We start from the raw sequence: 12,624 nt of genomic DNA, 5'->3' as shown, positions 1-12,624 counted from the left end.
GAGATGAGTTTAGAAAGTTTTACCTACACTGGTGTATTCGAACTGGAGAGCGGCAGTAAAATAAGGGACCTGCAAATAGGTTACAATACCTACGGCACCCTTAATAAAAACCGCGATAATGTAGTTTGGGTATGCCATGCACTTACCGCAAATTCTGATGTTTTCGATTGGTGGAAAGGCCTCTTCGGTGAGCATGATTATTTTAACCCCGATGAGCATTTTGTTATCTGCGCCAATATTATCTGCTCACCTTACGGCACTTCCAATCCGTTAAGCATTAACCCTAACACCGGTCTGCCTTATTACCTGGCATTTCCCGAAATTACCATCCGTGATATGGTTAAGGCGCACAAGCTATTGGCCGACCACCTCGAAATAGAACACATAGAGTTGTTACTAGGCGGCTCCTTAGGCGGCCAGCAGGCTTTGGAGTGGAGCATTACCGAACCGGCGCGCATCAAAAACCTTATCCTTATTGCTACCAACGCACGCCACTCACCATGGGGCATTGCCTTCAACGAATCGCAACGGCTGGCCATCAGGGCCGACCGTACCTTCTACGCCAACGCTCCCGATGGTGGCAGTAAGGGGCTGCTAGCTGCACGCAGCATAGCGCTTTTATCTTACCGTGGGTATAAAACTTACGATATTACCCAACAGGAGGAAGATAACGCCCATACCGATAACTTCAGGGCATCTAGTTACCAGGCTTACCAGGGCCAGAAACTGGTAAACAGGTTCAATGCCTATAGCTACTGGTACTTAACCAAAGTGATGGATTCGCACAACGTAGGCCGTGGACGTGGCGGGGTAGATAAAGCCCTGAGCCTGATCAAAGCCCGTACGTTGGTTATCGGCATCAAATCTGATGTATTGTTCCCTATTGAGGAGCAGCAATACCTGTTCAGACATATCCCAAAATCGGCCTTCGCAGAGTTGGATTCCTTTTACGGACACGACGGCTTTTTAATAGAAACACAAGACTTGACTAAAATAATCACGTCCTTTTTTAAGACGGATGTTAAAGGAAAAATAATAGAACTGCAAAAAATCGCTTAATGAGTAAGAAACTAAATATTGGCCTCTTCGGTTTCGGAGTGGTGGGCCAGGGACTATATGACATCATCCGTACCAAGAACCTTAACCTCGAAATAAAGAAAATAGCCATCAAGAATCCCGGCAAGCAACGCAGCCTGCCAGGGGAACTGTTCACTACGGATAGAGACGAGATACTAAACAACCCTGAGATAAATACTATCGTAGAGCTGATAAACGATACCGAAGCCGCATTCGAAATTGTATCGCGCGCTTTGGCTTCGGGTAAAAATGTGGTATCAGCCAGCAAAAAAATGATTGCCACCCACCTGCACGAACTGATTGCGCTGCAGGAAAAGCATGGCACGTCGCTATTGTACGAGGGTGCTGTTTGCGGTAGCATCCCCATCATACGCAACCTGGAGGAGTATTACGATAACGAATTACTGCATTCTATCAGCGGTATATTCAACGGATCGAGCAACTATATCCTATCCAAAGGCTTTTTAGAGAACCTGGATTATGACACGGCATTGAAGCAGGCGCAAGACCTGGGCTTCGCCGAAACAGACCCAACGATGGACGTTGGCGGCTACGATGCTAAATTCAAGCTGGTTATTGCCGCTGCGCATGCTTATGGCGTTATAGTGGATCCGGCTGAAGTGCTGAACATAGGTATACAAAACCTGAGTGCCAAAGATTTGCAATACGCCCGCGAAAAACAACTTAAGATAAAGCTGGTACCCGTGGCCAAAGAACTGGATGCCCGCAATGTGGCGATGTTTGTGCTGCCGAAATTTGTGAACGAAACCGAGTTTTTATATAACGTGGAGTACGAATACAACGGTGTAACCGTGCAGGCAGCCTTTGCCGACCAGCAATTTTTCTTTGGAAAAGGCGCAGGCGGCCACCCAACCGGCTCGGCAGTTTTATCAGATATTGCGGCCCTGCGTTATGATTATGGCTACGAATATAAAAAAGCCAAAGAAATTAAAGACCTGCAGTTTACCAATAATATTGAGTTGAATATTTATCTGCGTTACGAGGATGAAGCGCTGGTTGAAGCCTTAGGCTTTGAGTATATACAGGAACGTTATTACTCGGGCAGCTATAAATTTGTTATCGGAAAAATAAATCTCCAAAAACTAATCGACAACCAACAACGTATATCTGATAACAAGGCATTCGTAGCCTTTGCCGATCAGCTAACGGGGGTCAGTTTAGCCCCGGCAAAATCTTGATGCCGCCGGAGTTTTTAGTAGATTCTCTGGCACAAAACACAGAAGGCCCGTAAGGGCCTTTTGTGTTTTGTAGAAATCACATTTAATTAACTATATAGTACGGCTTATATCCCAGTTTTCAAGGTAGTCGGCCACCTTACGTACAAACGTTCCTCCCAATGCGCCATCAACTACCCTATGGTCGTAAGATAACGACAGGAACATCATGTGCCTTATGGCAATGGCATCTCCCTGCGGAGTTTCAACAACGGCCGGTTTCTTTTTGATGGCGCCAACGGCCAATATAGCTACCTGCGGCTGGTTAATGATTGGCGTACCCATCACGTTGCCAAACGAACCTACGTTGGTGATGGTGAAAGTTCCATCCTTCACGTCATCGGGCAGTAATTTGCCTATGCGTGCACGGTGAGCCAGATCGTTTACAGATTTGGCTATACCCAGCAGGCTCAATTCGTCGGCACGTTTAATAACCGGTACGATGAGGTTGCCATTTGGCAAAGCAGTAGCCATGCTAATGTTGATATTCTTCTTTTTGATGATCTGCGTACCCACTACCGATACGTTGATCATCGGCAGCGCGATGATGGCTTTGATAACCGCCTCAATGAATATCGGTGTAAAGGTAAGTTTCTGTCCTTCGCGTTTCTCGAATGGTCCTTTTACTTGTTCGCGCCAGTTTACCAGTTCGGTAACATCGGCTTCCACAAATGAAGTTACATGCGGCGAAGTATGCTTACTGTAAACCATATGGTCGGCAATAAGCCTGCGCATACGGTCCATTTCTATAATTTCGTCACCGCCGGATACTGATACAGCCGGTTTCGGTGCAGCTTTAGGTGTTTCTGGCGTTGCTTTTGTTGCTTCTGCAGCAACCGGTTCGGGTTGTGGCTTAGGAGCAGGTGTTTCTGTTTGCGGAGCTACCGATGTTTCAGGTTCTTGCTCTGGTGCCTGTACTGGTTCTACAACCGGTGCAGGTGGCGGCGTATATGGCGCAGGGATAGCTGCCGTATAGGTAATAGACGGCTCCTGGGGTATTATCGGTTCGGTGTGTACAGTATGTACCGGTGCTTCATACTTCGGCCTGTTTTTGATATAATCCAGTAGGTCATCCTTGGTTAAACGGCCATCTATACCTGTACCGGGTATGTGGTCCAGCTCGTCGTTACCAATGGCTTCCTGTACTGCAATGCTTTTTACCAGAGGCGAATAAAAACGATTATCGAATTTTACACTGCCCGCCGCAGCTTGGCGTTGCTGCAACTGGCTAATGCCCGGGATATCCTGAACAGGCACTATAACCGCTGCGGGCACGGGTGGAACAGGCCCAGCTTCTGGTGCTTGCGCAACAGGCGCAGGCGGCGGTATATTTTCTACAATGGGTGCAGGCGGCGGAGCTGGTGCTTCCACCTTTTCGGGCTCGGTTTCTATAACTGCAATTACAGAACCTACCTGTACTACGTCGTTTTCTTTGTAAAGTTGTTCTATTAATTTGCCCGAAACAGGCGAAGGAACTTCAGAATCTACTTTGTCGGTGGCTATTTCCATCACGGCCTCGTCAATCTCGATGTAATCTCCCGGGTTTTTAGTCCATTTAATTACCGTTGCTTCCGCAACGCTCTCCCCCATCTTAGGCAGTAACAGCTGGTATTTGGCCATACAATATATAGTTTGGTTTGCACAAATTTATTGATTTTGCCGATCATTTTTCTACTTCTTTAAGTAAATTAATCAACATAAAAAACGCCCATACGGCACTCCTTTCGATGTTTTGGAGGCGTTTATTACCAAATGTGAATTTCTTTGTTACGGTTTTATTTGCATTTGCCGCCGCAATCCATACGGTACCTACAGGTTTTTCGTTGCTCCCGCCATCCGGCCCGGCAATGCCTGTTACGGCCACTGCGTAGTCTGATTTAAAGTTGCGTACCGCGCCTTCAACCATCTCTTTTACGGTTTCGCCACTCACAGCACCATATAGTTGCAGCGTTTCCGATTGTACCCCAAGCACGCTTTCTTTTAATTGATTTGAGTATGATACCACTCCGCCTAAAAACACCTGCGATGATCCGGCGTGCTGGGTAATCAGATGCGAGATAAAGCCTCCGGTGCAGCTTTCTGCTACGGATAAGGTGAGCCCATGTTGTGCCATAAAATTTAGTACGGCTTTTTCCAGCGGGATATCTTCTTCGGCAACCACGGCATGTTTTACGCGCTCGATAATTTTAGCGGCATAACTATCCACTTCGGTTTGTAGTAGTGCTGCATCGTCGCCATCGGCACTTAAGCGCAGGCGCACCTGCCCAAGCTTAGGTAAGTAAGCCAATTTAATATGCGCGGGTAAAGAATCCTCTATATCAGCAATCTTCTCTGCCAGGAAAGATTCGCCCTCGCCTGCGGTTAGAATGGTTTTGTGAATAATAACCGGTAGCTTAAACTTAGCTTGCAGTTTGGGTATGACCTCTTCCTCTACCATGTACTTCATCTCGAAGGGCACACCCGGCATCGAAACATATATCTTGCCGTCCACTTCAAACCACATACCTGGTGCCGTACCATTCTTATTTTGTATTACCTCGCAATTGGCAGGTACTTCAGCCTGCCGGCGGTTTACTTCCAGCAGGGGGCGGTTATATTTTTTGAAGATGTTACTTACGTTTTCCAGGGCAGCATAGTTCAATACCATCCCCACGTTGAAGTAGTCGGCCAGGGTTTTCTTGGTAATATCGTCTTTGGTTGGCCCCAGCCCGCCGGTTATCAGGATAATATCGGCGCGGGTGGCTGCTTCGGCAAGCGCAGCCAGGATATGCTCACTATCGTCTGATACGGATGAGATCTGCTTTATCCTAATGCCCGCCTGGTTCAGCTTTTCGGCCATCCATGCCGAGTTGGTGTCAACAATTTGCCCTATCAGTATCTCGTCGCCAATGGTTATTATTTCTGCCAGCATCTTAGTTAAATGATTGGTTGTTGGTATAATCGTTACGCTTGCTCAGCTTCAGATCCTGCAAAATAGAGGCTTTTACTTTAAGCGTTACGTTGTACGATTTATAAAAGCCAAAAGGCAGCCATTGTATGGATAGATCCCAGCAATGCAAGTCGCGATATATAGCAAACGAGGTCGCGCTGCTTAGCTGCCTCGCTTTTAAATCGTAGTTGGTGTTGTACTGTATCTTCCAATTACGGGTGATGCTCACGTCGCCACTGAGCATAACCGTATTGCTGGAGCTGCTGCTGATAATATTATTCTGGTAGCTAAAACTGTAATTGATAGATAGGTTCCAGGGAACGTTAAAATCGATATAAGCACCCGGATCGCTGTTGATCAAGGCGAGGCGTTGCGATTGGTCGGGCGTCATGGCGGCGAGGGTGCCGTTTACGTTCTGCTGTGGTTTGGGATGAAAGGTAGCCGGGTTGAGGCTGGCACTCATTGACAGGCTGAAATTTTGCAGCAGCGGGAACTTACCTTCGCTGAAGCTTAAGCGGTTAACACGGCGTACATAATTGCGTACCTCCCCGTTTGAGATCGAATCGCGGATAAGGGTTAAGTAAGGATCGAAGTTACCGCTGAAGTTGATGTTGACCTTTTGATTGAGGATGGAGGTATGGCCGGATAAACTGATGTTAGACAGTTTTAATGAATCTGCCGCGAAGTTGTAGAACGTTGAAAGAGAAAGTCCCTGCAAGATGGGTATTTTACGCGGCACGCCCGATGTATCGGTACTTTTGGGTTTCAACTTAGCTTCGATAGTATTATCGAGCGAGAAACCGATACCAGCCTGCTTGCCTGCTGATGGCCCCGGGTAAGCCGACTGTTCAAAGATGGAATACTGCTGCGAAGTGTAAGGATAAGGCACACTGGCGGCACTTACCGCAGTACGGTAGTAGCCATAGCTTGGGTCGCCAAAATCGGGCCGGTAGCTGAAGCTTATCTGCGGCGTGGTGGTAGTACGTATGGCTGTTAAGCTGCCTTTTTTAAAGTAAATTGTGCTATAAACTTTGGTAGATACGCCTGCGTTTAAATTGTATTCGCCGGAGCGTGCAAAGCCGGCAACGGTATCTGTAATAGGCAGCAACTGCCCACTGATACTCCCCCTATCGAACCTTTTTCGAATAGTTTGGAAATTCCAGCGTTCGGTATAGGTACCGCCGGTGTTAAACTGAAAATATTTAAGCACATTGAGGTTCAAAGAAATCGGTACGGTATGCATCATACCGTTCTGCAGCTTTTTAGTTAGTGTGTTTTTAGTAAATAGTTCAGATTCTGGTATGCTGTTTAGTTTGTTGGTACCTACCAGGCTGTAACCTACGTTTATCTTCTGGTACCATTTTTGTTCGCCCACGCGATCAGCCGGATCGAACGGACTGATGGTAGACATGTTGAAGCTAAATGTGGGCAGCTCCAAGGTCACCGTTTTTTTCGTAAGATCTTGTGAGTGGCCCAAACTTACGTTTAAGTTGAAAGGCGTACCGGCCCAGGTGCGGCCGTAGTTGATACTTGATCGCAGGTTGTTTTGGGTAAGCGATTGCAGGTTGTAGTTCTTTTGCCCCGGGCTGTTTTGGTAAAAGCTAGATGTACCGGCGTTTACAGAAGCACTGAACGTAGTACCAGGATTTGCGTTAGGGTCTTGCGAGTGCGACCAGGTAATATTAAAATCCTTACGCGGAGGATCGCCTACCAGCCCGTAATTGTGCGAGCCGTAGCTTAACGTTACGTTGCCGCCGTACTTGTATCTTTTAAGATAGCGCGAATTGGCACTCAATTCATACGAACCTTTAGAATACAGCGAACCCATAAAAGTTACATCGATATTATCATTGATGCCTACATAATAGCCCAGGTTGCGCAGGTAGAAACCCAGTTTCTGGTCTTCGCCAAAGGTGGGCAATATTACGCCCGAGGAACGGGTATTTGGTTTTGGGAAAAAGCCGAATGGGATAGCAAAGGGCAAGGGTACACCCTCAACCTCCAGATAAGCAGGGCCCGATATAATTCGCTTTTTTTGCCCGATGCCCTTTGTGATTACGATACCGAAATGCGTATCAGGGAAAGGCAGCGAACAGGTGCTGAAAATTACATTGCGATAAGCGACCTCATCGTACGGAAGCACTTTTGCCTGCCCACCGGATATGAAATTGCCATCCTGCTCGGTGGCGGGGTTCCATATCTTGCCTTTTTTGGTATCGTAGTTAAACAGCAGCGAATCTGATTCTACCGGCTTCTCGTCTTTAGATTTGGAGATGGGCCTCCCCTCGCCATAGCGCCTTTTTGGGTCGATACGGCCACGGGCAAATATCAGGTGGTTTTTTTCGTCGATACGAATGTAATCGGCATCCAGTTCAAAATCTTCGTAAACCACTTTAGCCCTCCCCCACAGGTACGAAAGCTTGTTCTTCCTATCGGTGTAAGACGAATCTTCGGCTGTCGCCTTGATGATGGATTTAAGCCCCGACCCTTTCACCGTGGTATCGCGTTGTGCCACGGCATTGTTATTTTTAGCGTTCGCGGCAGGTTTTTTTAGCTTCAACAGCTTGCGATCGCGTACAGAATCAAGTTTAATAATGGTATCTTTAGCAAGTGTTTTGCCGTAAGCGTTGCTTGCCTTAGCAGCAAAGCTCACTATTACCATAAGTGCAAACAGAAAAAAAGGGGCAACTAATTTCAAAATAGATTATGAATAGTATTTTTGCAGGTACAGTTAACAGCGTTCAAACATAATGAAAAATAAAATATTGAACAGGTTCAAAAAATTGATTCCCGGCTTAGGGCTTTTATTATTATGCTTATCGTTGTTTTCATTAAAGTCGGCGGCTTCCATAAAAAAAGATACTATCGCCACTAGTTTCAAGCTAAAAACCATTATCATAGATGCAGGCCATGGCGTTAAGGCTGATGGCGCACCTGCCGGGCATTATTCGCGTGGTGCCGATGGTACTTTTTCTTCGGAAAGAAATGTAACGCTTGCTATTGCGCTTAAATTGCAAAAGGCGATAGAAAAAGAATTGGCTGAAGTAAAAGCGGTTTTAACCCGCAGCACGCCCGATGACGTATCGTGGGAAAGGCGGGCGCAAATAGCCAATGAAAATAAGGGACAATTATTTATCTCGCTGCATTGCAACTCCCTGGCCGACCGCGTGGTACGCGAGCGCATAGGCACCAAAAAGAAAAAACCCGTCTATCGCAGCGTTAGGGTGGCAAACAGATCTGGCAAGGGCGTGCTGTTGCTGATATATGGTTTGCACCGCTCGCGCGAAGAGGAGAAAGCTATACAAAACAACCAGGTAGAAGACGATGCCGAGCTTAACAGTGAAGCGCTGGACCCCGACGATCCTACCGTTATTATCCTTACTAACGAGTATAAGCGGAAATTCCGTAAGCAAAGTGTAAGTATCGCAAACTTTATCAACGATGAATTTGTTCAGAATGACGGAAGGCGCACCGAAGGCTTACGCGAGCAAGGTCTATACTTACTTTGCCATAGCGCTATGCCATCGGTGTTGATAGAAACCGGTTACATCAATAATATTGAAGAAGAACAGTACCTGAATTCTGAAGACGGACAAAACGAAATAGTAGATTCGATAGTTCGCGCCATTAAAAATTACAAGAACCAAATGGAACTAACGATAACAAACTAAAAAACACTATCTACCTTGAAAATATCTAACGAAACAAAAATTGGCGCCCTTACGGCGGTATCTATCACTATATTAATACTTTGCTATAGCTTTCTAAAAGGGAACGATGTTTTCTCTGGCTCGAATAAATTTTATGCCGTTTACCGCAGTGTGGAGGGCTTAACCGTATCCAAACCCGTATTGGTAAACGGTTTCCAGATAGGGCGCGTATCAAAGATGCAGTTCTCTGATAAAGACGGCCGTACCACCGTAGAATTTAAAATAAACAGCGAGTATGATGTGCCCGACAATACCCTTGCAAGGCTGGAAAGCACCGATTTGCTTGGCGGTAAGGCTATTGTTTTCGAGCTGGGCAATCATACCGTGTTGGCCCAAAGCGGCGATACGCTGCGTGCTGACATACAGGGCAGCCTGGCCGAGAGCCTGCAGCCTATACAACGCAAAGCCGAAGTATTGATTACTAAGGTTGATTCGGCTATGGGGGCCATCAATCATATCCTGAACCCAGATTTTCAAAAAAACGTAGACCGCAGCTTTGCCAGCATTGCTAATTCTTTAGAAACGCTGGAAGCTACAACCAAAAAGATTGATGCACTGGTAGGCGCGCAAAGCGGCCATATAGATGCCATCATGGCCAATGCCGAAGCTACATCGGGAAATTTGAAAGCGAGTACAGTGCATTTGGATGGTATAGCAAGCAACTTCAAAAAATTCAGTAGCGACCTTGCAGAATCCAACATTAAGCAAACTATGGATAACGCTAACAAGGCAGTAGCCGACCTGCAATCGGTATTGGCTAAGGTTAACAGTACGCAAGGATCACTCGGATTGTTGATGAACGATACGAAACTGTACGATAACCTTAATAATGCTTCCAAAAACCTGGATAATCTGATGATTGATTTGAAAGCGCACCCAAGCAGGTACGTACACTTTTCTGTTTTCGGAAAGAAGGGGAATTAGGGACTTGGAGAGTGGTTGTTAGTGAGTGGAGAATAGTTTTGAGTTTGAGTATTTCGGGAAACCTACTCTCCTATTTCCGCCCAGTTGGATAGGCCTCCTTGGAGCGATACGGCATTGATATCCGGTTTTAGTTTGTTTACCAGCTTCACGGCTTCGGCGCTGCGTTTGCCCGTGGCACAATAAAATACTACTGTTTTACCTGTCTGTAGCACGTGTATTTCATCTTGCAACTCATCAAGCGGGATATGATCGCCGCCTATATCATATAAGTCGCGTTCCTGAAGCGTTCGTACATCTATCAGTTGTATCTCGTTATTTTTTAGTTGTTTTTGCAACTCAGCAGCAGTAAAGGTTGATGGCTCAATGGTTTGCTGTAATACCCTGATGTCCGTTTTGGTGGTAACTCCTATTTTGATGATGCGGCTCTGCATGCTTAATGCATCAAAAACAAGCACTTTGCCTATGAGCGGTTCTTCCGTTTGGGTGATGACCTTAATTACCTCGTTGGCCTGCATGCTGCCAATGATCCCCGCTAAAGTTGGAATAACGCCACCTACCGAGCAATTGGGTATCTGGGTGGCATCAACCTGGGGATATAGGTCGCGATAGTTGGGGCTGCGGGTGCCATCTGCATTGGGCATATTCCAAACAGCTACCTGGCCTTCATACTGGTAAATAGCGCCGTAAACCAGCGGTTTGCAGCCCAGTACGCAAGCATCGTTGATGAGGAAACGCGTGTCGAAGTTATCTGTGCAATCTACTATAAAGTCATAATTTTTAATCACTTGCACAATGTTTAGTGAAGTAATTTTATCGGTATGCGGCACTATTGTTAACCCCGGATTTTGCCTCAGGAGGCGTTCGCAGGCGATGAGGGCCTTTTGCTTGCCCACGTCTTCTGCATCATACAATATCTGCCGGTGTAGGTTGCCCGTTGATATAGTATCATAATCCGCAATGCCTAGCGTCCCTATGCCTGCCGCAGCCAAATATTGCCCAACCGGGCAACCCAAACCACCTGCGCCGATAATGAGCACTTTTGCTTGTTGCAGCCGCTGTTGAGCTGCTTCGCCGAAACCGGGCAGCGCTATCTGGCAGCTGTATCGTTGCAGATCAGGGTTCATCGGTTTTGGCAAATTGGTTGTGTATGATGCGTTTCGCCCTGTCCATTTCCTCTGGCGTGTTTACATTGCTGAGAACCGCAGCATCAGGCACACGCAATAAGTGGATGTCTGAATTGATCAGCACCTTGCGGGGGCAGGAATATCCTTGCGACAAGAATTGAAGTAAAGCTGGATATGCTTTTGGCTCCCAAATAGTTATTAATGGCTCGGGAAAGCCCGTAGCATCGCTGTAATAAGCTGTGGCCAGATGCTGCGTACTGCGGTTATCAATTAAATGCTTCAAAACAGTATCGTCGATAAGCGGCATATCGCAGGCTATTACCAGCCAGGCCGTATCCGGATTGTGCCGGAATGCCGAGAGTATTGCACCATAAGGCCCAAGTCCCGTGAAGGTATCTGTCAAAGTTGAATACGCTCCTGCAATTTTGTTTTGCTGCTGCTCATCGCGGCAGGAGATAAAAACCTCCTGGCTGAAGCCTTTCAGCATATCGGCCATGTAATAGCGTTGTTCTTTACCATGCCAGTTCATTGTACCCTTGTCAACGCCCATGCGTTCGCTTTTCCCGCCGGCCAGTACCAAGCCATTCAACACTGGCTTAGCTTGCTGTAATTTGTTCTGGAAAAACCTGATGATCTGCTCCTTATCGCTGTTTATCCTGAACGTGGGCAACTCGCTCCAGTTAGGCGCAACTTCTTTCACAAAGTCGAATATCTCGTCGGCATTATCAGCCAGCAGTATCATTTGGATATTGGTTAGCTGTGCCGCTCTTTTCTGTAAGGATGCTTTTTTGTTAGCATCTATTATCACTACCTGCGCCTTTGCCTGCTGATGGTTGCCGTTTACCAGCACCATATCCATTTGCGCAAACAGTTGGCGCTGCGTAAATAGCGTTAAATGCTCTTTGTAATTCAGCTGACTGAAATTTATCTGGTCGGTAAATTCTAATGCCGCGCCAACGGTTAGTCGGCCTTGCAGCTGTATATCATCGTGCGAAGTATCTGCATAGGCACACTGATATTTTGGCGAGAGGGCTTCGATTATGGTGTCGGCCACCACTTTTATCACGGTACACGGCCCGCCTACTATAGCCCATTCGTTTCGCGCAAAATTACCCATTGCCGGGCGGGTAATGGCCGTATGCTTTTTATGTTCTTTTAAAATCACGCTTACCTCCTGTTTTTGATATGAGTTTAGTTTCCTTAATCACAATATCGTGGCTTAAGGCCTTGCACATATCGTACACGGTTAAAGCCGCTACGGATGCGCCGACTAGCGCCTCCATCTCGATACCCGTTTTTGCGGTGATGCTGGCTGTGCAGTTGATAACTACTTCATCTTCCTCGTTTAAACTGATGTTAATCATGCAGTTATCCATTCCAAGCGGATGGCAAAGCGGTATCAGATCGCCGGTTTTTTTGGCGGCCATAATGCCTGCAATAATAGCCGTTTGGAACACCGCTCCTTTTTTAGACTGCAATTCGCCATCGGCTAAAAGCTGCAATACTTCCGGCGGCAGCGCCACGATGCTTTGGGCAGTAGCTGTGCGGTGCGTAACCTGCTTTGCCGATACATCAACCATGGTTGGATTACCCTGCTTATCTAAATGAGTTATTTTTGATTCCAC

General features: G+C 46.7%; 10 protein-coding genes. 4 read left to right on the top strand and 6 right to left on the bottom strand.

Translation table 11 applies throughout. The features are described 5' to 3' along the window. Window positions 1–3: 3 nt before the first annotated feature. Window positions 4–1,059, top strand: a complete 1,056-nt coding sequence (locus E2R66_RS04320; RefSeq protein ID WP_133227034.1) for a homoserine O-acetyltransferase family protein — start codon at window positions 4–6, stop codon at window positions 1,057–1,059. Beyond that, window positions 1,059–2,276: a homoserine dehydrogenase gene (locus E2R66_RS04315; RefSeq protein ID WP_133227032.1), complete on the top strand. Its 1,218-nt coding sequence runs from the start codon at window positions 1,059–1,061 to the stop codon at window positions 2,274–2,276. Before E2R66_RS04320 ends, E2R66_RS04315 begins: the two co-directional genes overlap by 1 nt. A gap of 90 nt (window positions 2,277–2,366) precedes the next feature. Here E2R66_RS04315 and E2R66_RS04310 read toward each other — a convergent pair whose 3' ends face one another. The 3 genes from E2R66_RS04310 to E2R66_RS04300 are packed head-to-tail and all read right to left on the bottom strand — an operon-like array spanning window position 2,367 to window position 7,939. Further along, a complete protein-coding gene (locus tag E2R66_RS04310) occupies window positions 2,367–3,932 on the bottom strand; it encodes a dihydrolipoamide acetyltransferase family protein (protein ID WP_133227030.1) in 1,566 nt (521 codons plus the stop codon). Window positions 3,933–3,975: 43 nt separating this feature from the next. Next, a complete protein-coding gene (locus E2R66_RS04305) occupies window positions 3,976–5,223 on the bottom strand; it encodes a competence/damage-inducible protein A (protein WP_133227028.1) in 1,248 nt (415 codons plus the stop codon). A 1-nt stretch (window position 5,224) separates the two neighbouring features. Further along, window positions 5,225–7,939: a putative LPS assembly protein LptD gene (locus E2R66_RS04300; protein WP_133227026.1), complete on the bottom strand. Its 2,715-nt coding sequence runs from the start codon at window positions 7,937–7,939 to the stop codon at window positions 5,225–5,227. Between the two features lie 52 nt (window positions 7,940–7,991). Between E2R66_RS04300 and E2R66_RS04295 the strand changes: the two genes are divergently transcribed. After that, window positions 7,992–8,912: an N-acetylmuramoyl-L-alanine amidase family protein gene (locus E2R66_RS04295; RefSeq protein ID WP_133227024.1), complete on the top strand. Its 921-nt coding sequence runs from the start codon at window positions 7,992–7,994 to the stop codon at window positions 8,910–8,912. Between the two features lie 15 nt (window positions 8,913–8,927). Next, window positions 8,928–9,875 carry an MlaD family protein gene (locus tag E2R66_RS04290; RefSeq protein WP_133227022.1) on the top strand — a complete coding sequence of 316 codons (948 nt, stop codon included), beginning with the start codon at window positions 8,928–8,930 and terminating at the stop codon, window positions 9,873–9,875. Between the two features lie 62 nt (window positions 9,876–9,937). Here E2R66_RS04290 and E2R66_RS04285 read toward each other — a convergent pair whose 3' ends face one another. The 3 genes from E2R66_RS04285 to moaC are packed head-to-tail and all read right to left on the bottom strand — an operon-like array spanning window position 9,938 to window position 12,624. Then, window positions 9,938–10,999: a HesA/MoeB/ThiF family protein gene (locus E2R66_RS04285; RefSeq protein WP_133227020.1), complete on the bottom strand. Its 1,062-nt coding sequence runs from the start codon at window positions 10,997–10,999 to the stop codon at window positions 9,938–9,940. Further along, window positions 10,989–12,164: an NTP transferase domain-containing protein gene (locus E2R66_RS28660; protein ID WP_204985861.1), complete on the bottom strand. Its 1,176-nt coding sequence runs from the start codon at window positions 12,162–12,164 to the stop codon at window positions 10,989–10,991. The genes E2R66_RS04285 and E2R66_RS28660 overlap by 11 nt, the downstream gene beginning before the upstream one ends. Continuing rightward, window positions 12,145–12,624 carry a cyclic pyranopterin monophosphate synthase MoaC gene (gene moaC, locus E2R66_RS04275; protein WP_394347169.1) on the bottom strand — a complete coding sequence of 160 codons (480 nt, stop codon included), beginning with the start codon at window positions 12,622–12,624 and terminating at the stop codon, window positions 12,145–12,147. Before moaC ends, E2R66_RS28660 begins: the two co-directional genes overlap by 20 nt.

Source organism: Mucilaginibacter psychrotolerans (assembly GCF_004519315.1).
Taxonomy (GTDB): domain Bacteria; phylum Bacteroidota; class Bacteroidia; order Sphingobacteriales; family Sphingobacteriaceae; genus Mucilaginibacter; species Mucilaginibacter psychrotolerans.
Note: the sequence above shows the minus strand (reverse complement) of the source record. Positions and strands in the feature narration are given on the sequence as shown.